General features: G+C 60.5%; 18 protein-coding genes. 10 read left to right on the forward strand and 8 right to left on the reverse strand.

Translation table 11 applies throughout. From position 1 onward, the window contains the following. Window positions 1–18: 18 nt before the first annotated feature. Window positions 19–1,170, reverse strand: coding sequence for an efflux RND transporter periplasmic adaptor subunit (locus B2X67_RS18930; protein WP_286786458.1), 1,152 nt, complete (start codon window positions 1,168–1,170; stop codon window positions 19–21). 188 nt (window positions 1,171–1,358) lie between these two features. On the opposite strand from B2X67_RS18930, the gene B2X67_RS18935 reads away from it, so the two are divergent. After that, window positions 1,359–1,796, forward strand: a complete 438-nt coding sequence (locus B2X67_RS18935; protein WP_286786459.1) for a MarR family winged helix-turn-helix transcriptional regulator — start codon at window positions 1,359–1,361, stop codon at window positions 1,794–1,796. 34 nt (window positions 1,797–1,830) lie between these two features. On the opposite strand, the gene B2X67_RS18940 is transcribed toward B2X67_RS18935, so the two are convergent. Continuing rightward, a complete protein-coding gene (locus B2X67_RS18940; protein ID WP_286786460.1) occupies window positions 1,831–3,906 on the reverse strand; it encodes an HD domain-containing phosphohydrolase in 2,076 nt (691 codons plus the stop codon). Between the two features lie 129 nt (window positions 3,907–4,035). Between B2X67_RS18940 and B2X67_RS18945 the strand changes: the two genes are divergently transcribed. Together B2X67_RS18945 and B2X67_RS18950 are read left to right on the forward strand one after the other, a co-directional pair. Beyond that, entirely contained in the window at window positions 4,036–4,506 is a 471-nt protein-coding gene (locus B2X67_RS18945) for a FecR family protein (RefSeq protein WP_286786461.1), read from the forward strand. Further along, window positions 4,503–5,099: an OmpA family protein gene (locus B2X67_RS18950; protein WP_273230869.1), complete on the forward strand. Its 597-nt coding sequence runs from the start codon at window positions 4,503–4,505 to the stop codon at window positions 5,097–5,099. Before B2X67_RS18945 ends, B2X67_RS18950 begins: the two co-directional genes overlap by 4 nt. Window positions 5,100–5,103: 4 nt before the next feature. Here the strand turns inward: B2X67_RS18950 and B2X67_RS18955 are convergent, their stop codons facing one another. The 4 genes from B2X67_RS18955 to B2X67_RS18970 form a co-directional block, all read right to left on the reverse strand. Continuing rightward, window positions 5,104–7,218, reverse strand: a complete 2,115-nt coding sequence (locus tag B2X67_RS18955) for a CHASE2 domain-containing protein (RefSeq protein WP_286786462.1) — start codon at window positions 7,216–7,218, stop codon at window positions 5,104–5,106. 41 nt (window positions 7,219–7,259) lie between these two features. Beyond that, window positions 7,260–7,580 (reverse strand): I78 family peptidase inhibitor, encoded by a 321-nt coding sequence (locus B2X67_RS18960; RefSeq protein ID WP_273230865.1) that lies wholly within the window; start codon window positions 7,578–7,580, stop codon window positions 7,260–7,262. 137 nt (window positions 7,581–7,717) lie between these two features. Further along, a complete protein-coding gene (locus B2X67_RS18965) occupies window positions 7,718–8,803 on the reverse strand; it encodes a glycosyltransferase (protein WP_286786463.1) in 1,086 nt (361 codons plus the stop codon). Between the two features lie 909 nt (window positions 8,804–9,712). Further along, window positions 9,713–9,958: a hypothetical protein gene (locus tag B2X67_RS18970; RefSeq protein WP_023103838.1), complete on the reverse strand. Its 246-nt coding sequence runs from the start codon at window positions 9,956–9,958 to the stop codon at window positions 9,713–9,715. A gap of 643 nt (window positions 9,959–10,601) precedes the next feature. Between B2X67_RS18970 and B2X67_RS18975 the strand changes: the two genes are divergently transcribed. From B2X67_RS18975 to B2X67_RS18990, 4 genes are read left to right on the forward strand one after another with little or no spacing between them, the layout of a single operon-like run. Then, window positions 10,602–12,101, forward strand: a complete 1,500-nt coding sequence (locus B2X67_RS18975; RefSeq protein WP_150548044.1) for a DUF3375 domain-containing protein — start codon at window positions 10,602–10,604, stop codon at window positions 12,099–12,101. Between the two features lie 2 nt (window positions 12,102–12,103). Then, on the forward strand, window positions 12,104–12,853 hold the full coding sequence (locus B2X67_RS18980; RefSeq protein WP_172970648.1) for a DUF4194 domain-containing protein: 750 nt from the start codon (window positions 12,104–12,106) through the stop codon (window positions 12,851–12,853). Continuing rightward, window positions 12,850–16,155, forward strand: a complete 3,306-nt coding sequence (locus B2X67_RS18985; protein WP_150548045.1) for an ATP-binding protein — start codon at window positions 12,850–12,852, stop codon at window positions 16,153–16,155. The genes B2X67_RS18980 and B2X67_RS18985 overlap by 4 nt, the downstream gene beginning before the upstream one ends. Further along, the gene (locus B2X67_RS18990; RefSeq protein ID WP_228294373.1) at window positions 16,106–17,296 is read left to right on the forward strand and encodes a Wadjet anti-phage system protein JetD domain-containing protein; all 1,191 of its coding nucleotides are present in this window, start codon (window positions 16,106–16,108) and stop codon (window positions 17,294–17,296) included. The genes B2X67_RS18985 and B2X67_RS18990 overlap by 50 nt, the downstream gene beginning before the upstream one ends. Window positions 17,297–17,420: 124 nt before the next feature. On the opposite strand, the gene B2X67_RS18995 is transcribed toward B2X67_RS18990, so the two are convergent. Further along, window positions 17,421–17,648: a helix-turn-helix domain-containing protein gene (locus B2X67_RS18995; protein ID WP_023131004.1), complete on the reverse strand. Its 228-nt coding sequence runs from the start codon at window positions 17,646–17,648 to the stop codon at window positions 17,421–17,423. 700 nt (window positions 17,649–18,348) lie between these two features. Between B2X67_RS18995 and B2X67_RS19000 the strand changes: the two genes are divergently transcribed. From B2X67_RS19000 to B2X67_RS19010, 3 genes are all read left to right on the forward strand, one after another. Further along, window positions 18,349–19,050: a hypothetical protein gene (locus tag B2X67_RS19000; RefSeq protein WP_079383150.1), complete on the forward strand. Its 702-nt coding sequence runs from the start codon at window positions 18,349–18,351 to the stop codon at window positions 19,048–19,050. A gap of 596 nt (window positions 19,051–19,646) precedes the next feature. Then, the gene (locus tag B2X67_RS19005) at window positions 19,647–19,910 is read left to right on the forward strand and encodes a BPSL0761 family protein (RefSeq protein ID WP_023123778.1); all 264 of its coding nucleotides are present in this window, start codon (window positions 19,647–19,649) and stop codon (window positions 19,908–19,910) included. 2 nt (window positions 19,911–19,912) lie between these two features. Further along, window positions 19,913–20,518, forward strand: coding sequence for a DUF6088 family protein (locus B2X67_RS19010; RefSeq protein WP_023123779.1), 606 nt, complete (start codon window positions 19,913–19,915; stop codon window positions 20,516–20,518). A 65-nt stretch (window positions 20,519–20,583) separates the two neighbouring features. Here B2X67_RS19010 and B2X67_RS19015 read toward each other — a convergent pair. After that, a partial coding sequence (locus B2X67_RS19015; protein WP_286786464.1) for a hypothetical protein occupies window positions 20,584–20,997 on the reverse strand: 414 nt, incomplete at its 5' end.

A 20,997-nucleotide genomic window follows, 5' to 3' on the forward strand; every position in this document is an offset into this window, starting at 1 on the left:
GGGGCGAGCCTCTGCGCCTTACTGCTGACCCTGGTCGCCGTTGGCCGGCGCGGGTTTGGCGGAATTGCCCTGAACGTTGCTTGCCGGACCGGCCTTCACTTCGGCGCCGGCTTGAACATACTGCAGGCCTTCGGTAATGACCCGGTCGCCGGCCTTGAGGCCTTCGCTGACCAGCCACTGGTTACCGACGGCGCGGTCAGCCTTGAGTACACGGGTTTCGACCTTGTTCTCGGCGTTCACCACCATCGCGACCGCCTCACCTTTCGGATTGCGCGTCACGCCCTGCTGAGGCACCAGAATGGCCTCGCTGCGCACGCCGCCCACCAGCTCGGCATGCACGAACATTCCCGGCAGCAGCATGTGGTCTGGGTTGGGGAAGACCGCGCGCAGGGTCACTGAGCCGGTGCCCTCGTCGACGCTGACTTCGGAGAACTCGAGCGTGCCCTCGTGGGCGTAGGTGCTGCCGTCCTCCAAGGTCAGAGTAACCTTGGCGGCATTATCGCCGGCCTTCTGCAACTGGCCGCTGTCGAGATCGCGACGCAGCTGGAGCATCTGCTTGGACGCCTGGGTGACATCGACGTAGATCGGATCGAGCTGCTGGATGATCGCCATCGCATCGGCCTGGCCGGTGTTGACCAGCGCCCCCTCGGTCACCATCGAGCGCCCGATGCGGCCGCTGATCGGCGCCAGGACCTTGGTGTAGCGCACATTGATGCGCGCCTGCTCCAGCGCTGCCTCGGCCTCCAGCGTGGCGGCGCGCGCCTCGTCGTAGTCCTGGCGGCTGACGGCCTGATCGGCGACCAGCGCCTTGTAGCGGTCGGAACGCGAACGCGCCGAAGCGAGCGTCGCTTCGGCGCTCTTGAGGGTCGCCTGGTAGGTGGCCGGATCGATCTGATAGAGCTGATCGTTGACCTTGACCTCGCTGCCTTCCTTGAACAGGCGCTTGAGGATGATGCCGCTCACCTGCGGACGCACTTCGGCGATACGGAAGGCCGAGGTGCGGCCCGGCAGCTCGAAGGTGCTCGCGTAAGGCTGCGCCTGCAGCGTGACCACACCGACCTGAGGTGCGCTCGGTGCCTGCTTTGGAGCTTCCTGCTTGCCACAGCCGACGAGAACGAGGGCTGCTGCCAGGGCCGGAACCAGCGCACGCATGGCGTAGGGTGATCGCATGACTTTTCCTCACGAAATTGAGTAAACGACCGGGCACGCTCGGAACGGCTCGGCTGGGAAAACCTGGCTAAAGAGGGCGCGGGGCCCCGGAAAGGGGGCGACGTCATTATTGATATCGGGTAACTTTAATTGCAGATAGTTGACATGATCAACTATATTTTCTCATCCCTTACTTTCCGGCCCGACGAATGTCCGAACCCGACCTGTCCCGCGCGCTGCGCTGGGTCTTCCTGAAGCTTCGACGAAACATCCTGTCGAAATTCCAAGAAGCCGGCGTACCGCTGAACCCGCCCGACGCTCACATGCTGGAGATGCTCGAGATAGAGCCCGGCCTGAGCCCACAGGACCTGGCGCGGCTGAGCGGCATCGACAAGGCCTATATCACCCGCCGCGTCCGCGAACTGGAAACCCATGGGTTGATCTGCCGCTGCCGTGACGAACAGGACCAGCGACGATTTCGCCTGTACCTCAATACCGACGGATTGCAGACGATGAATCGCGCCCAGGAGTTGATCCACCAGTGCGAGGAAGAGATGTTCGCGCCGCTGGACCCGGCGGACCGGCAGACGCTCACCACGCTGCTGGCCAAGTGCCTGAAGAAGGACGACGAAACGCCGTCTCAGTAGATTCCCTGCCGCCGCGCCTGACGGCGCAGCGTCGTCAGGCCGCGCAGGCCCCCAGATACGCCTCGACATCCACCTCGTCCATCTGCTCGGCGTGCAGGTAGCGCGCGCCATAGCGCAGGTGCAGGCCGGCGCGCAGGAACAGCGCGAACAGGTCCGCATCGATATGGCCCTTGTCGCGCAGGTTGGCGAGGATGCGGATCGACTCGGAGAGCGTCTTGGCTTTCTTGTACGGCCGGTCCGAAGCCGTCAGCGCCTCGAAGACGTCGGCGATCGCCATGATCCGCGCCGGAATCGACAGGCTGTTGCGGTCCAGCTGCCGCGGGTAGCCGGTGCCCAGCAGTGTCTCGTGATGGGTGCCGGCGTACTCCGGCACGCGCTTGAGGTTGGCCGGCAGCGCCAGGTTCTCGAGCATCACGATGGTCTGGATGATGTGCTCGTTGACCTTGAAGCGCTCCTCCTCGGTCAGGGTGCCGCGGCTGATGCTCAGGTTGTAGAGCTCGCCATGGTTGTACAGGTGCTCGGGGACGTTGATCTTGAAGCCGTATTTCGGGTCCAGCGCTTTACCCGGCGGGCGCGGCAGCAGGTGCGCCGGCTTGTCCGCGAGCAACTGTTCGACCGTCGGCAGCGGCTGCACCGGAACCGCCTGCAGACGCTCGAGCTCGCCGTGCGAGAGCCCCAGGCGGTCGTCGAAGTGGCGGACCCAGCGGCGCTCGGAGAGGCGTCGCAGCGCCTCGATGCGTTCCTCGGCCATCAGCTCGCCACCGATGTTGCATTCGGCGACGATGGCGAAATCCGCGTGCAGCTGGGCCACTTCGTCCCGATATCGCGCCTCCACCCGCGCCTCGTCCTCTCCCTCGCGCAGCGCTTCCAGGCGGGCGATGTCGGCATCGCGCAGCAGTACCTCGAAGCGCATGCGCACCTCGTGGATGCGGTTGTAGACGGTTTCCAGTTTGGTCGCCTTGTCCACCACATGCTCGGGCGTGGTGATCTTGCCGCAGTCGTGCAGCCAGGCACCGATGCGGAACTCGCGCCACTCGTCGGCGCTGGCGAAGTTGAAGTCCGCCAGCGGCCCTTCGCTGACCTTGCAAGCCTCTTCGGCGAGCATGATCGCCAGGTCCGGCACGCGCTCGCAGTGTCCACCGGTGTAAGGGCTCTTGGCATCGATGGCGCCGGCGAGGATCTCGATCATCGAATCGATCAGAACCTTCTGCGCATCGATCAGGTTGTGGTTCTCCAGCGCCATCGCCGACTGCGAGGCGAGCGCCTCGACGAAGCTCAGGACCTGACGTGGAAAGGCAATCACATCGCCGCTCTGTGGGTCGATGGCGTTCATGAACTGCAGCACGCCGATCACCTCTCCCTGCCGCGGCGCCAGGGGCACCGCGAGCATCGACACGGTGCGGTAGCCGGACTCGCTGTCGTAGTGACGCGTGCCGCTGAGGTCGAAACGGGTCTCGCCGTAGACGTCGTCGATCAGCACCGCCTCGTTGTGCAACGCCACGTAGGTGGACACGTGTTTTTCGTTGGGCGCGCCGCTGAGCGGGTCGTGCAGCGGAATCTCGAAGGACGGCAGCGCATCGTCCATCGAGCGCAGCGCGAAGCGCAGGCTGTCGTGCTCGGTCTTCAGGTACATGGTCGCGGCATCGGCGTTACAGATGCGCTTGCCTTCAAGCAGGATGTGCCGCAGCAGCGCGGTGCGGTCGCGCTCGGAGGAGAGCAGCAGGCCGTTTTCCACCAGGCTGGAGAGCTTGTGCTGGGTTTCCTGCAGGGTCCGCGTCTGGCGCTGCAGCGCGGCCTTCATCTCGGCGTGGTTGCGGCTCAGGCTGTCCACCTCGAAGAACACAGACTCCTGCGGCAGCCTTCCGGAAAAGTCGAGATCGCGGATCAGCCGGGTGTCTTCGGCCAGGGTATCGATGGTGCGGTTCATGCTGCGGAAGCCGAACAGCACGGTGGGCAGAGTCACCAGCACGCAGAGGAACGAAAGCAGCAGCGCCTGCTTCGGATCGACGCCCAGATTCAGGGCCAGGATCGGCAGCATCTGCAGGACGAAAAACCCCGCCAGCAAGACCGTCCAGCTCTGGAATCTGAACTTGAATATCCATGATGTCATACTGCAATCTGCTCCTCATCGACGGCCCGTATTCTCCGGCCTGCAGCCTGGTGCTGCGGCGCGTTCGAGTTACGGGCCGTACTGCCGATGTCCGTCGTCGCGGACTCTGACCCACTCACTGGAGGTTATATGCTTTTCAATAAAAAGACCTCACCCCGCACGCTCGCCGGCCTGCTCCTCGTCGCCTGCCTCGCCCACGCGGAAGAACCTGGCGACAAGCCCATCGGCTACGTGATGAAAGTCAGCGGAGAAGCCTTCGTCGTGACCGATGGCGTCGCCCGGCCGGCGAGCGCCGGCATGCCGCTGCAGGTCGGCTCCAGCCTGCGCACCGGGCCGGCCGGCACGCTCGGCGTGACCTTCGAGGACAGCACGCTGATGTCCTTCGGCCCGAACAGCGAACTTAAGGTCGACGAATACCTCTACGAGCCGGCCAAGGGCGATCTCAAGCTCAACGCCAACATCAGCCGCGGAACGCTGAACTACATCTCCGGGGTGATCGCCAAGCTCAAGCCGGAAGCGGTCGAGGTGCATACGCCGACCGGCACCATCGGCGTGCGCGGCACGCATTTCCTGGTCAAGGTCGAGGAGGCAGGCCGATGATGACTCGCCTGTTCGGCCTGCTGCTGTTCGCGCTGCTCGCCAGCGGCTGCGCCAGCAAGCCTTCGTCCTACGTGGTGCTGATGGAAAGCCCGGATGGCAGCACCGGCGCGATCACCGTCAGTACCGCCCAAGGCACCACGCTGGTCAACCAGAAGCAGCAGGGCGTGATGCTCGACGGCAAGGCAGCCCAGACCGCAGTGCCCGTGGAGCCACAGCGCATCGCGGCGGATTTCACCCCCGCGCTGAACGCGCAGCCGGCGCTGCCAGTGAGCTACCTGCTGTACTTCAAGTCCGGCGGCGCGGTGCTCACCGACGAATCCAAGCTGGCGCTGCAGGAAGTGCTCAAGACGATCATCTCCCGAGGCCCGTCGGCGGTGTCGGTGATCGGCCACACCGACACCGAGAGCGGCGCGGCGTGGAACGAGAAGATCGGCCAGAAACGCGCGGAAACCATCGCCAAGCTGTTGCGCGACAACGGCGTGCAGGTGCTGGAGCTGGTGGTCACCTCCCACGGCGAACGCAACCTGCTGGTGAAGACGCCCGACGACACCGCGGAGCCGAAGAACCGCCGCGTCGAAGTGCTGGTCCGCTAACGCCTTACTTGCGTGTCATCGCCCACTGCGCGCCGCGTTCGCCGGCGCGCAGCCGGTGCAGGTGGAAAGCCACCAGGCCGTCGTCCGGTCGCGTGGCATGCAGCGCCTCGAAGGCCTCTAGGGCGCCGGCCGGGTCCTGCTCCAGCAGGGCGAAAGCCGCGTCGTACTGTTCATCTGCCGCCTCGCCGCGCAGCGGTTCGAACACCGCCACCGGCTCGCTCTTGCCTTTCAGCACCACGCTTCCGACCGCCCGCATGGGTGCCCATGGGCAGTGCTCGCGGATCGCCGCGGACACGCACAGCGTGGTGCCGATGTGCTGGTTCAGGCTTTCCAGGCGCGAGGCGGTGTTCACCGGGTCGCCCAGCGCGCGGTAATCGAAGATCGCCGAGCCTCCGAAGTTGCCGACCACCACTTCGCCGCTGTGCACACCGATGCGCGTCAGCCCGAACGGCGTGCCGCTGGCTTGCAGGGCGGCGGCGTAGTCCTCGGTGAAACGCTGGATGGCCTGGCCGCAAGCCAGCGCGCGGGCCGGATGATCGGCCTGCGGCACGGGCGCGGAAAACATGATCGCCACGGCGTCGCCGACGATCCGGTCGAGGGTGCCGTCATGCGCGAAGGCGATGCGGATGATGCCCTCCAGGTAATCGTTGAGCAGGCCCACCGCCTCTTCCGCCGGCTGGCTTTCCATCAACCGGGTGTAGCCGGTCAGGTCGGTGAAGACGAAGCTGCACTGCTGCCGCTGGCCGCCCAGTTGCAACTGCCCGGGATTCTTCATCAGGTGCGCCACCAGGTTCGGCGACACGTAGCGGGAGAACGCCTCGCGCACCCAGCGCTGCTCGCGCTCGGCGGCCATGTGCCGGACGATGCTGGCAACGATGAACACCACGCCCAGCCCGAGCGAGGGTACGAACAGGTCGAGCAGCAACTGGTAGCGGGCGAACGCCAGCCAGCCGGCGGCGTTCAACGCGAGCAGGACCGCACCGCCGACCAGTGTCGACACCAGCGCGCGACTGCGCAGGGCGAGCAGGCTGAGAAGTATCCCGCCGAGCAGCACCAGCACGGTTTCCACCGCCATCGCCCAGCCGGGACGGGTCAGGTAGTCGCCGCCGAGCACCTGTTCCAGCGCCTGGGCATGCACCTCGACGCCCGGAATGATTCCGCCCAGCGGACTGAAGCGCAGGTCCTGCAGGCCCTGCGCCGAGGTGCCGATCAGCACGATGGCACCGGCCAGCGCCGAGGCCGGAGCCTCGCCGGCCAGCACCTGCCAGGCCGTCAGGCTGCGCGAAGGTCGATGCTCGGTGAAATGCACCCACATCTCGCCGCTGGCGCTGGTCGGAATCCGCGCGGCGCCGACCTCGATCTGCTCGATCCCGCTGTCCTCGTCGACCCGCAGCCGGTAGCTGCGTGCGCCCTGGCCGACCCGCAGCGCTTCGGCCACCAGCGACGGCAGGAGGGTGTCGCCAACCCGCAGGAACAACGGCACGCGGCGCACCACGCCGTCGGCGTCGGGGAGAAAGGTCATGCTGCCGTTGCCGGCCGCCGCCCGTTGCAGCGCGGGCAGCGCCGCGACGGTGCCGCCGAACGCCGGCAGCCAGGGCAACGGCGAAGCCCCCTGCAGTACGCTACCGAAGCGGCTTGCCGGCAGCTCGCCGCGGGATTCGCCGCGCTCGGCGGCAAAGCCCAGCACCACGCCGCCGTTGCGCAGCGCGCCGGCGAGCATCTCGTCGTTGTCCGGCAGCCGCGCCAGCTCGGCGCTCACGGCGGGAGGAAGAGGCGTGTCGCGCAGGAGCGCGGACGGGGAGGTGCGGTCGGGCTCGGCGAACAGCACGTCGAACACGATCGCCGCCGCGCCGGCCTGCTGCAGACGCTCCACCAGCTCCGCCACCCGCGTGCGCGGCCAGGGCCACTGGCCGATCCGCGCCAGGCTCTGCTCGTCGAGATCGACGATACGCACCGGCGCGTCGCGGTAAACCCGCGGCTGCCAGCGCTGGTACTGGTCGAACACTGCATTGCGCACTGCCAGCAACGGCAGGGGCTGGCTGAGGTACAGCGCGAGTACCGCGGCGATCACCAGGAACGGCAACCACGGCAGCACGCGATTCGGTTGGAAAGACGGCACCTGCGCTCACTCCCTGCGTTGAAGGCGTCCCTGTGTCCGGTTCAGCCGCAGGAGGCGCGGGTGATCAGGTCGGCGTCGTCGGTATCCAGGTTCAGCCGCTGGGAGTCGTATTCGAGCGTCACCGCGGTTCCCGGCCTGAGCACCCGAGCGCGCTGCGCGCCGGCTTGCAGGCGGGCCTGCTCGAGAACGGCGGGATTGACCGGATGCCCGATCAGCGACTGCACCGCGCTAGCCGTGCAGGTCTCGGCAGGAGGCGTGGCCGCGGGCTGCAACGCGGCGGACGGCGCCTCGTCATGGCTGGCACAACCGGCGAGCAGGGCGACAGGCAGCAGCCAGGCGCAATGGGTTTTCTTCGAAAGCATGCGGGTTCTCCGATGGACTGGAGGCCGAACCATACCAGCTCGGGGCGTCGGCGACAGCGTGGTCCGACCTGGCGCAATCGCCCGCGCGGAAACGACAAAGCCCGCGCAAGGCGGGCTTTGTCGTCGAACGGTGCAGGTCAGCGCGAGGCGGATGTCACCAGGCTCGCCTCTGCCGCGGAGGAGCGCCCGAATGCGCGCGAATAGGTGTCGTAGTAACCCTCGAGAACACGCATGCAGGATTTGATGTTCATGTTGTTCACGCAATGCTCGCGGGCGGCGATACCGAAGGCTATGGCCAGCTCGTCGTTGAGCAGGATCTCTTTCAGGTAGCCCTTGATCGCCTCGACGTCCTTCTCCTCGTGGGCGAACCCGGTCTTGCCATGCTGGATGCCCTCCAGCGCGCCGCCGCGCGCCGACGTGATCACCGGAACACCGGACGACTGCGCCTCCAGCAGGACGATGCCGAGGCCCTCGGCATCGCCGTTCTCGGCGGTGATGCTGGGCATGCAAAGCACCCGAGCGCTGCCCAGCAGGGTGCGGATCTGCTCGCTGGGCAGTGCGCCGAGAAAGCGTGCCCGCACTCCGCGCGCCTCGGCGATGGCCTTCAGCGACGCCTCGAGCGGGCCGTTGCCGACGATCAGCAACTCGCTCTCGGGGCACGCGTCCTGGATGTCGGCGAAGGCGTTGAGCAGGTATTCGCAGCCCTTCTTCTCGACCATCCGCCCGACGAACAGCACCTGCTTGCGCTCGGCCATGGGAATCGGCCCCGGAACGAACTGGTCGGTGTCGATGCCGATATAGCTGACACTGATCTTGTGCTCGGGAATTCCGTACTCGATCGCGCTCTTCTTGATTGCCTCGGACACGGCAAGGAAGTGGATCTTCTCGTAGTTGGCGAGTTCGAGCAGACGCTCGGGGTACCGCTTCAACTGTCGCCCGCCACCGCCGGCCTCCCAGTATTCGCGGTACACGTTGATATCGAAGCCGTGCAACGTCACCAGCGTCGGCAACTGCAATGCGCGGATCAACGGCCAGATGCGTACCGCCTCGGTGGCGAAATGGATGTGCAGCAGTTGGGCGTCTTCCTTGCGCAACTGGCTCAGCGCCGAACGCGAGGGGCGGTCGAGCAATTCGTTGACGGTGTTGACCAACTTGCGAACGACACGGTTCTTCTTGCCCAGCACACGGACATCGAGCCCGTCGAGGGAAAGACCTTTCTCCATGACCTGATCGCCGACCAGGATTCCTCTCCAACTTTCCAGGCACCGTGTTTGTTCACGAATGAAAGTCTCGGAATAAGGCAGTAGTTGCGACTTATATACCAGTACCTTTTTACGAGGGGCGCTTTGGGGGGTCATAGACGGGTCCAATTGCAGAGGGAATTAACTACTTGATGCCAAACAGCCACTAGCCATATATACAGCGTTACATGACAGTCATTGGATTTCGGGAGAATTAGACTAATTAAGGCGGTGCAGTTCCATAGAGCCGCCGATCACATATCGAATGAAAAAAGCCTGTCGATCGAAGGGAAAACGAGCAATAAAAAGCCCGCTCGTGGCGGGCTCTGGCGTTTCTCAGATATCGACCGATACTGGAAACTTGAACTGGCGCACCAGGCGGGATTCGAACCCACGACCCCTCCTTCGGAGGCCAATGCGGTACAGGTATTTAGGTTGGCGGCAAAGGTTCAAAAATGCCTCTAAGTACCGTCCTGCAAGGCTTTGGCCTTATCTCGCTGCCTGCAGTTTATAGCTCTTAGCGGTATCTAAGGGTGGTTATCTCGGGCACAAAAAACGAAATGGGCCCCAGCGATTTTGACACCTAGCCAGCCCCTAGCTCGTCCTGCCGCCTTCTCACCGAACCTGAATTTCGACAAGCGGCTGGCGGCCTACGGGCAGCGACTTAGCCCAGCATGGTCATAGGTATTAACACCATCAGTAAGGCCTGCCGCTTTGGGCTTCCCCCGCGTCCACACAAACCCGTTTTGTTGCCCTCTGCTGTTGCTTTTACATATAAGCAACCCAGGAGTGCGCAGGCCCCAACGTTAGCGATGCTTTTCTGGTGGAAGACTCTACCCTCGCAGGGGCCAAGGCCGTGCAAGATGCGTCGAGGTTAGTGCGGCAGCTAGCTCACTCGTCCTTGGCGTTTATCTCGGCGGAGACCTTGCCAAACGACTCCCAGTGGCCAACCAGCTCATCCACGCGATCAGGAATGCGCGGTGACTTACTGAGCACCAGACAGCGGGTTGTACCCACGTACTCCTCAAGGAGGTAGAGCGTGTCCCCAACGTCGACGCCCATCTCCTGCAGAACGTCGTCGGGTAGGCGAATAGCACCGTCGCCTTCCCAGTCCTCAATCACTACATGATTCCGCATCGTGACCCCAGGAAACGGTTGAATGGGTGTCCGCAGGGGGAAGCAACGGCGAGCCGTTGCCAGCGAAGTCCCGCGGCACAGGCCGACAGAATAGCAAAAAGCTCCTGGGCTCAAAGCGCTGTAACGACGCCGCCTGTCATCTCTAGCCGCAGCTTCTGACATTTGAACTCGCCCCAGGCCTGCCAGCTACCACCGCCGTTGTTGAGCTGAAAATCCCGCAATACCACCGGGGAAATTCACTATCCCCATGCCACACTCAGCTAATCCACCAGCAGCTCACTGATAGGTTATCGAGACTTCGCTCTGTAGCCACCGTGGCTGCACTCGATTACCGCAGAATGTCGGTGGCAGTCCTGCAAAAACCACTGAGCCGCCACAAGCGCTCACTGGGACACCTTCGCCGAACTAGCCAAATACACCCTCGTGACGACAGAACCCTCCACCAAATCGCCAATATCCAACATGCGCCCCCGGAATAAATCGTTAAACCTCGACTGGCCTGGCCTTTCACTCACTCTATTCAAATGACACCGCCCCTGCGGACCATTAAACGGAGCCCACCCGCCAGGACAAATACGTATCATGAGGCAGCGGGTTAGCTTGGTAAGCTCGCTCTCAGACAACCTTTGTCGATGTGGCCGTCATGGAAGAAAGCGCGCAACAGCGTTCAGAACGCTATGTATCCGCCCGCAGCCAGCACCCCGCGTGGCTTTTGCTTGCCTCGCGGCGTGCTCCGCTCGTATTGGGCTGCCTGCGCACGCTGTTCGAGCGGGCGCATGATGGGATCCCCATGGAGGATGCGCTGCAAGCGCTGTCCGAAATGCTGGCTGCTTATGCCAGCCAGGAGCTTTACGAAATCGACCCGGATGCAACGCATCTCCAAGCAGGTCGTGAACTTCGTGAATGGATCAAGCGGCGTCTGGTCGTAGAACGAGAGGGTCGTATCTATGCAACCGACGCGTTGGAGTCCGCCATCCAGTTCGTCGATTCGCTGGATAGTCGGATCATGACTTCCACGGCATCTCGCCTTTCGGTGGTTCAGCGCGAGATCGAAAACCTGGAAACGGGTCTGAACCCCAGCCCAACTGGCCGTATTGCCAGCCTGCGCCGCCGAATCCAGGATTTGGAGCACGAGCTAGCGCAGGTAGAAGCTGGCCACGTCGTCGTGCTGGATGAAGCGCAGGCGATAGAGGGCATACGCGAGGTATATAACCTGGCCACCAGCCTGCGCGCAGACTTTCGACGAGTTGAAGACTCTTGGCGCGAGGCGGATCGCGCCCTTCGACACTCCATCATCAGCGAGCAGTCTCACCGTGGAGAAATCGTCGATCGGTTGTTGGACGGGCAAGATGCTCTACTCAACACTCCGGAGGGGCGTGTCTTCGAAAGTTTCCAGCAGCAACTGAGGCAGTCCGCTGAGCTGGAAACCATGCGTGAGCGCTTGCGCACCATCCTTCGTCATCCAGCGGTTCCAAAGGCGCTGAATCGTCCCCAGCAACGTGAGCTGCGCTGGCTGGCGTTACGCCTGGTTCGGGAGTCGCAGGCTGTGCTCCAAGCGCGCGCCCGAAGCGAGCGCGATGTTCGTGGCTTCATGAAGACGGGGCTGGCCGCCGAGCATCATCGCGTCGGACAGTTACTCAACGACTTCTTCAATCTAGCGCTCAGCGTCGACTGGCAACGCCAGTCAGAACGCCGTAAGCCTGCATGTTTACCACCAGTTGGCGTAGCCATTACCGGTGTCCCAGCAATCGAGCGTCTCCGCTTCAAGACTCTGGATGACGATGATACGGGCGAGCTGGATCTGAGTTTGAAGCCTGCGGGGTTGGAGCAGATTGATGATGACTTCTGGGATGCCTTCGACGGGCTGGATCGTGAAGCGCTGATTCATGACACCCTGGCTGTGCTGGTGGAGCAGGGTCGCCCCGTGAGTCTCGTGGAGCTTGCGTCTTTGCTTCCACCTGTTCACGACCTGGAAACCTTTGCGCTCTGGCTGGCGATGGCGCGCGAGGCAGGTATCGAGGTGCTGACAGAGGAGCGTCAGCTCGTGGAGCTAGTTGACGAGGATGAGCAACGCTGGCGCTTCAATCTGCCTTATGTCGGACTCGACCACGAGGCACTCAAGGACATCGATTGGGAGTTGTGAGCATGGCAGGGATCTTCGATCGAATTGCAGGCGCCTCTGGCACCGACGAAACGGAGCTGACGGTGGAGCCCATGGCGTTGGATGACGGCATGGATGATGAACAGCCTCTCATGAGCGCCGCTGTTCAGGTCGATGAGCGCCGGACGCCGCAACGGGTACGTGAGGCCGTACAGGAAATGCTCAAGTACGGGCTGCTGGAAGAAAGTCACAAGCCCAACCTGTATCGCTCAGCGCTTTCCAATATCGAGGCGGTCGACAGAATTCTGGAACCCCTCGACCTTGTCATGGGGGTCGACGAGGTTCGGGGGCTGGTGTTTGTTACCGTTCGCCAGGGCGAGGTAGCCGAGCAGGATGACTGGTCGCACCCCCTTGTGCGTCGGCAAAGGCTGAATCTGGAGCAGTCCCTGCTGATAGCCATTCTGCGACAGCATTTCATTGCGTACGAACAGGAGAGCGGTACGGGCGCCAGTCAGGCACTGGTAGCGGTTGATGAGCTGATTCCCCAATTGCAGGTTTACCTGGGCGAACTGGGCAGCGAGGCGAAGGAGCGCAACCGCATCATCACACTGCTGGATCAGCTCAAGGGGCATGGTCTGGTGTCGGCTCTGGACGCTCATGATCGCGTCATCATCCGCCCCATCATTACCCACTTGGCCAACCCGGAGAACCTGCAGGCACTCGTGGCTTGGCTGCGCGAGCAGGTGGAGGGCGCGGCTACGCCGGCTGCCGGTGCTGAGGAGGACGAGGCGTGAAGCAAGCACTACTCTGGCGTGACAGCGAGACCTTCATTCTCAGCAGCATCGAACTCTATAACTGGGGCGGCTTTCAGGGCTATCACCGTGCCGAGATCGATCCTTCCGGCACCGCCGTGATCGGCCCGACGGGGAGCGGTAAAACGACGCTGGTGGATGCTCTGATGACCTTGCTGTGCGCCAACCCGCGCTACAACCTGGCCTCCACGGGTGGACATGAAAGTGACCGGGATCTGGTGTCCTATGTGCGCGGCGTCACCGGCCCTGGGGACGGAGGTGTAGAGCAATCTCATGTCGCTCGCCAGGGTAGGACGGTAACCGCCATTGCAGCCACGCTCGAGCGTGACGGTACGCAGGTTCGGCTGGGCGCTGTGCTCTGGTTCGAGGGCACAAGCTCCTCGGCGTCCGATCTGAAAAAACTTTGGCTGTTAAGCGAGTCCCCCGAGCAGACTCTGGAGTATTGGCTCAGCCAGCATCACTCAGGCGGCATGCGGGCTCTGCGTCAGATGGAGAAGGATGGGACTGGTATCTGGCCTTATCCGAGCAAGAAAGCTTTCTTGGCCAGGCTCAGGGATTACTTCGAGGTCGGTGAAAACGCCTTCACTTTGCTCAACCGCGCTGCCGGCCTGAAGCAGCTCAACAGTATTGATGAGATCTTTCGCGAGTTGGTGCTGGATGACCGCTCCGCCTTCGAGCGGGCTGCCGAGGTCGCCAGTAGCTTCGATGATCTAACTGACATCCACCGAGAGCTGGAAACCGCTAGAAAGCAGCAGCGCTCATTGCAACCGGTCGCCGATGGCTGGGAGCGTTACAGGGCCTTGCAAGAACAGCTGCAAGATAAACAAGCCCTCGAAGGCATCCTTCCAGTCTGGTTCGCCGAGCAGGGGTATCGCCTATGGTTGGCTGAAACCAACAGGCTTGAGACGGAGTACAAACAGGCCGAACTGGATCAGGAGCAATGCAGGAGTCAGCTTGAGATCCAAAAGGGTGTGGTCGATCAACATCGCCAGAGCTACCTGCGAGTAGGTGGCGCAGGGATAGATCAATTACGCGGGCGCATTGCTGATTGGGTCCGCGAATGCGATAAGCGACGCCTGAAAGCCGAGCAATACCAACGCTTGGCCAAGGGGCTTGGACTAGCGGATGAGTTATCGGCCGCTGCTCTCAAGGAGAATCAGCAGCAGATCGCGGCACGCCTGGAAATACTGACCCAGCAAATTACTGACACGCGTCAAAAGGCGTTCGATGCAGGTCTCGTTCAGCAGGAACTCAATGGCCGCCTGCAGCTCTTACAGCAGGATCGTGCTGAGGTTGAGAGACGGCCAGGCTCGAACCTGCCCGGGCATTTTCATGCTTTTCGAGGTGATCTGGCGCAGGAGCTTGGCGTCGATGAGTTGGCCTTGCCTTTCGTTGCCGAGCTGGTGCAGGTCAAGCCCGAGGAACTGACCTGGCGGGGTGCCATCGAGCGGGCAATCGGTAGCCACCGGCTCCGTATCCTGGTGCCGCAGGGCTCATCCCAGAACGCACTGCGTTGGGTGAACCAACGGCATAACCGCTTGCATGTGCGCTTGTTGGAGGTAAAGGAGACGTCGTCGCGCCCTGTGTTCTTCGACGATGGGTTTACCCGCAAGCTGAGCTTTAAGGAGCATCCGTACCGAGAAGCTGTAAAGGCACTACTGGCGGACAATGACCGCCACTGCGTCGAAAGCACGGAGCAATTGCGTCATACCCCTCACGCCATGACAGCCCAGGGGCTGATGTCGGGTAAAGAACGCTTCTTCGACAAGCAGGACCAGAAGCGCCTGGATGAGGACTGGCTTACCGGCTTCGATAACCGCGACCGTCTGGCCTTCTTGGCTGAGCAGATTCGCGAGGTCAATGAACAGCTCGCGCCTGCCAAGCTGGCCCTGGATTCTGCCCAAGGCGATGTACGTCAGTTGGAGAATCAAGCTTCGCTGCTGCAACGCGTCGAAGAGCTGCAATTCGAGGATATTGATCTGCCGGGCGCCGAGCGTCAGCTGCAGTCGCTGCGTACACAGCTAGACACCCTGACGCGCCCCGACTCCGACCTTGCCATGATCAAGGCCGAACTGGATCAAGCCGAGGCGCTGCTGGACTCTCAGGATCAACAGTTGCAACGACTGATCGAGCAGTGCGTGCAGTTGAGAACTCAGTTCGAGCAGGCCGCATCCGCTACCCGTAAGGCCTATCGTGGTGCCGAAAAAGGGCTGAACGATACGCAGCGTGAACTGGCGCAAACGCATTTCCCGACCCTGACGGCAGATGACCTCGGCGATATTGTCGAGCTGGAGCGCCAGCATACGCGTGAGCTGCAAGGGCAGCTCAAAGCGCTCGGCGATAAACTCGGCGATCAGAAAACAGAGCTAGCCAAACGTATGTCCGACGCTCTGAAGGTGGACACCGGGGCGCTTGCGGAGGTCGGGCGAGAACTGGTGGACGTACCCAGGTATCTGGAACGTCTTCGCGTGCTGACCGAGGAAGCCCTGCCCGAGAAACTCAAGCGCTTCCTGGAATACCTCAATCGTTCCTCGGATGACGGCGTCACCCAGTTGCTCAGCTATATCGACCATGAAGTCTCGATGATTGAGGAGCGCCTGGATGACCTGAACAGTACGATGCAGCGTGTCGACTTTCAGCCCGGACGCTATCTGCGCTTGGTCGCGAAAAAGGTCATCCATGAAAGCCTTCGCACCTTGCAACACGCTCAGCGCCAATTGAACTCGGCGCGTTTCATCGATGATGAAGGCGAGAGCCATTACAAGGCATTGCAGGAGCTCGTTGGGCTGCTTAAAGACGCCTGCGAACACAGCAGAAATCAGGGAGCCAAGGCACTTCTGGATCCGCGCTTCCGCCTGGAGTTCGCGGTATCGGTGATTGATCGCGAAAGCAGGAATGTCATCGAGACCCGAACAGGTTCTCAGGGCGGTAGTGGTGGCGAGAAGGAGATCATCGCCTCCTATGTGCTGACCGCGTCCCTCAGCTATGCGCTCTGTCCCGACGGCAGCAGCCGGCCGTTATTCGGCACCATCGTGCTCGACGAGGCGTTTTCGCGCAGCTCCCATGCGGTTGCCGGTCGGATCATAGCGGCGCTGAGGGAGTTCGGCCTGCACGCTGTCTTCATCACGCCCAACAAGGAAATGCGCCTGTTGCGCCATCATACGCGTTCGGCAGTCGTCGTTCATCGGCGCGGCGTGGAATCCAGTCTGGTTTCCCTGAGCTGGGAGGCGTTGGATGAGCATCATCAACAGCGCATCAAGGCCATGTATGAAGTCGCCCACTGAAATCGGCCGCAACCTGGCCAGGCAGTGGCAGCGCTCCAGCGTCCGCCTGGCGCGCTTGCTCAATCCCGATAGCTGGCCGCAAAGCCTCAACATCGGCAAGCCTTCGGCACGCCTGTTCGCTGACAACATTCAGGCAGTGCTCCGCCATGTGGAGAACTGGCGGAGCGTGAAGGTGGGTAAGGTCGACTGGGAACCTGTCAGCTACCGAGCTGGGCTGGACCCCATTCCCCTGCCGACGCGCTGGCATCTGCGCACCCCCTCCGAATGGATTGCCGCGACCAATGATCCGAGGATCTGCGAGGAATACGCTCAACTCGAGTATCTGGTCGAGCAGGTCGACAGTACCTTCCATGCGCTGCTGGTAGCGCAACGCAGTCTGTGGCTGGCGAAGCCGTCTGAAGAAGTCGTAGCCACGGCGCAACTCGCCACCCGGTTGTCGTCAGGCTGTGCCCGAGGCCGTCCACTGCGCCTGCTTGCAGAGCACGGCGTAGACACCAAGTTTTTTGAGCGCAACGCCAGCTTGCTGACCAAACTGCTCGATGAGCGCTTCGAAGGCGCGGCGTCCGAGCAAGGCCTGACAACTTTTCTGGACGCCTTTGAAGAAACCAGTCACTGGGTTCTGGTCGTTCCTCTTCAGCCTGAGCTGTTGCCCTTCAAGCGGCTTAGGCTCACTACTGCGGAACTGGCCGAGACCGCACTTCCCGGTTCACGATTGCTCGTGGTGGAAAATGAGCAATGCATTCACTTGCTGCCTGAAACCTTACCGGACACCTTGGCTGTACTGGGCTCAGGGCTCGATCTGCAGTGGTTGGCGTCTGCGCAACTGACCGGGAAACAGATCGCATACTGGGGCGACATGGATACCTGGGGCCTGCTGATGCTTGGGCGAGCGAGACTCCATCAACCAGCAGTCGAAGCACTATTGATGGAGCAAGAGCTGTTTGAACAGCACTCACCGGTGAGCGCAGTCGTCGAGCCGACCAAAGCTCAGGAGTCGGCCCCACCTGGTTTGCTGGCTGACGAAGCGGACTTCTATCGGTATCTGCTGGTGCAAGAACGAGGACGACTTGAGCAGGAGTACCTGCCAAAGGAACAAGTTGAGCGCGCTATCGAGCAGTGGGCTCGAAAGATCCCTGTATAGAGCGGCTGGCGGTGGGCTCAATAGCCCTGTAATCCTGAGACCGCCTACCCTTAAACCAAAGTCTTCAGATATGCCTTCTCTGACATTTCCAACGTTGATCGCTTTAGGCGGCCGGTTTTCAGCGTTAGTCTGCAACGAGTCTTTCCACCTCGTCGACGATCTCAGCTGCGGTGCAGCCCAGGGGGTTAGCTAGCTTGATCAGGGTGGTGATCGTTGGCTGGTTGATGCCCCGTTCCATCAGGCTGACGTAGTTACGCTGCAATTCCGCCTCATGGGCCAATTGCTCCTGGGTGAATCCTGCTTCGACACGCCGTCTGCGCAGGACCTTTCCGAACGCCAATCCGACTTCCACAGATGACTCCCCAAAAGGGAGGACTATCTGGGCGGCGTCATCTCTGGTCTTCACAGTATATTGTGAATTTGGTAAAACGTGACCTCATGGCATGACGTCACCCCAGCGAATTGCAGGGCTGCCTTCCTACATGCCGTCTTCGTAATCGGCTGTAACTCAGTGCAAACGATTAATTTCCGATAAATAAGCAGTTAAATAGAAGGATGTTAAAAGTATATGAGGATTATTGGCATAGCTGCTTATGTGTCATTTGCATTTTTTTTGCAATCAGTAGCCTTCGCTGGCGAAACTGGAGTTCAGCAACTTGTTAAAAGATGCGAGGCTGCTTCCAAGGCTCGTGGGTCCTCACCTGCGCTCTGTTCGTGCACGTTGGAAAGAATGCAGGAGTATGGGTTCACTGATTCGGAGATTGTTAATTTTTCTCGACGAGACTTTAAGCCAAAGGATCTACATGAAACTGAACGCCATATGGACTACAGCATTAAGATTCGATTAATAGCAGGGCAATGCGGCTGATTAGCTTTCCCACAGTCGTCAGTCTAGTCGTACGTCATTGATTATGTGATTTACCGTAAAGGATTTTATGCGGAACTTTTCTAGGTTTGTTTCATTAGCTCTTGCTAGCTCTATTCTTGCTGGTTGCGGCAGTGAGGATTTCACAGGTGCGTATCGTTATAAGATACCCGGTAGCGAGAGGGTAATGGTTCTCAACGTTCACGGTGATGAGGCCGAGATATTTGGGGAGGATGTGAGTGACGGTCGCATCAAGCCGCTGGTTAAGATGAATGTTTCAGTAAAAGATAAAAAACTTCTCCTTGATGATGTTAATAGTTCCGAGCGCTTGGCCCTCACGCGAAATGTAGATGAGCAGAGTGTCGATTGTCTCAACTGCAAGGTGCTTGGCATCAATGACGCAGCGGTTTGGAAGTATGACCCTCAAGGGCCCTATGACGTAGAGCAGATGCTGAAAGACCAAGCCCTTAAGGATGAAGAGGCACTGAATGCCGAAATGCTCAAGATAAAGGAGCAAATTTATGAGCAGGCCAAGCGAGACGAAGAAGCAACCAAACTAGGTCCATATGAAGGGGATTGGGTTTATCAAAGGACATCGAAACAAGATCCCCTGATCATCATGACTATCTGGCGCAAAAGCCATATTAAACGCTGGTCGTTTCGATTTGAATCCATGGACCGTATCGGGCAAGAAGTACCAGGGTTTGAGGTCTCAGATGTTGGATTGAAGGTGAAAGTCGGCTCCGAGAGTCTCCTATACAGCCTCAGCCCAGATAAGCAGATACTGACCTGCACGAACTGCAATAGATCTGAGCGCTGGGTCAAAGCTGACCCCAAGAAAGACCTCAGCGATCGCCATTACGCTAGACAGATGGCTGGCAATCCATAGTCCCTCCTGGGGCTCCCCTGTACGTTGGTGACCCGTAGTGGCGATGAACATTGTGGGTGCTCATCGCTGTCCCCTCCACTACGAGCAGCGGAGCAAGGACGCGTCATTCAGCCATGCTCACGCTATTCCCAAGTGGCCAGGCCAGATTTTACGGCAGTAGGACGGCTGCGTCGGAAATCCATAAATTTTTCATCCTCATTTCCCAATCTGGGAGCTGACGAAATTTGCGGCATCTGCGTTAGCGCAGCGGAACATCGAGTTACCGTGTCTCTTAAGTAATCGGGAGCGCACGCTGATGAGATGGTTTTTCGTGGTTATGCTTTGCGGTGGTGCTGGCCTCTTGCTAAGCGCCCAATATCAAATTCCGCAATGGTTTCTTTGGCTCCTGCTGGCGCTGGGAACCACGATGTGGGGCCTGGCCAAGTGGATGGAACAACAGGAGGCCGAGACGGAGCGCGATCATGATCGCAGGTGCTGATCAGGATTGGGCCGTATGGGATCTCCCAATGGCCGCAGCGCTGAACTACGCGCTGTATGGTGGACGATGGTGAGCCAGCTATCCGGGACTTTGAGTTCATGACCAGGAGATAACGAGATTGACTCTTCCTTATGAAAGAACACGCGCCATCGTCAAAACAGAGGAGTTCCTGCGTGAGCTCTCCCATCATTCGGGGCTACCGCAGGATATCCGCAGCTATGCGAAAAGCCTGCTCAGGCACTATCCATCTGCCGACCAGATTTTCTCGCTGGGGCGCCTTGAGGAATGTCTGGTAAACGAAGCGCTTGAAGATGAATACCGACGGCGGGTGATCGCCTTCCACCAGCCGCTGCTCTGCTCGTCGCTGGAGTCGACTCGATAGCGATGTCCCTCCCAGATTTTGAACTGCCGGTGTCTCACCTCGTCGCGCAGCGGCTGAAGCATCTGCGCAAGGGGAGGCCTTTCAGCATCAGGTGTCTTGCAGAGCTTGGTTCGAGCTCGGCCATCTCCAAGGCAGTCGCCCAACTTGTTCGCCGTGGCGAGCTTGAGCGTGTGTATCGTGGCATCTACATGCGGCCGAAATACAGCCAGTACACCGGTCGGGTTCATCGTCCTGGGCCTTGGGACTTGGTGAATCTGATTGCCAGGCAGAACCGTTGGAAGCTACAGATCCACGGCGCTGATGCCGTGAGGCGATTCGGGCTGAGTACACAGATGCCAGTCATTCCGATCTATTACACGAGCGGCCCCAGCCGATCGCTATTTATGGGGAAGGCCGAGATCAGGCTCGTGCATGCTGCTCCGATGGTGATGCAGTGCGCAGGAACCAAAGTGGGGATGACCATCAGCGCTCTGTTTTATCTCGGCAAAGGTGGTACTACGCCGGAGTGTGTTGCTGTAATCAAAAAAGCTCTCAGCCCCGAAGACCTTAGCAAAATAGTGGCCTGCAGAATGCCGAAATGGATGCGCGCAGCGCTGGAGACAACATGAGCCGGTAAGACGCAGCCAGACACTCCATTTGGCTGCCTATCCCTCTATCAGAGTCGGACCTGCGTCTATTGCTGGCTGCCCTTCTCCATATTTATCCGCGCCCTGCGGATATAGCTCACCGACACGCTGAGCCGGCGGGCGATCTCTGCGTCGGAAAGGCCCCCGAATTCCGAGATAATTTCGGGTGTCATTTCGGGCAAAGGTCGCTTGTACGCTTGTATTCCAAGCTCCCTACGCATTTTTTTGACCGGAAAATTACTGATGCCTAAACGGTCAGCGACTTCTGTATCCGGCATCATCCCCAGTAGAGCTATGGCTTCGCTGGTCCAAATGTCCTCCAGTGGTTTGAAACGCTCACGACTGATCTTTGACTCTGGGATCTTCAGCTCCGCTCTCGCACGCTTGATTCGCTTGATGGAAACACCAAATCTTTTTGCCAGTCGGTAATTGGTTTCCTTTGTATCCGCTCCATAAACCCC

Source organism: Pseudomonas sp. UBA3153, from assembly GCF_002364635.1.
Lineage (GTDB): Bacteria > Pseudomonadota > Gammaproteobacteria > Pseudomonadales > Pseudomonadaceae > Pseudomonas_O > Pseudomonas_O kuykendallii.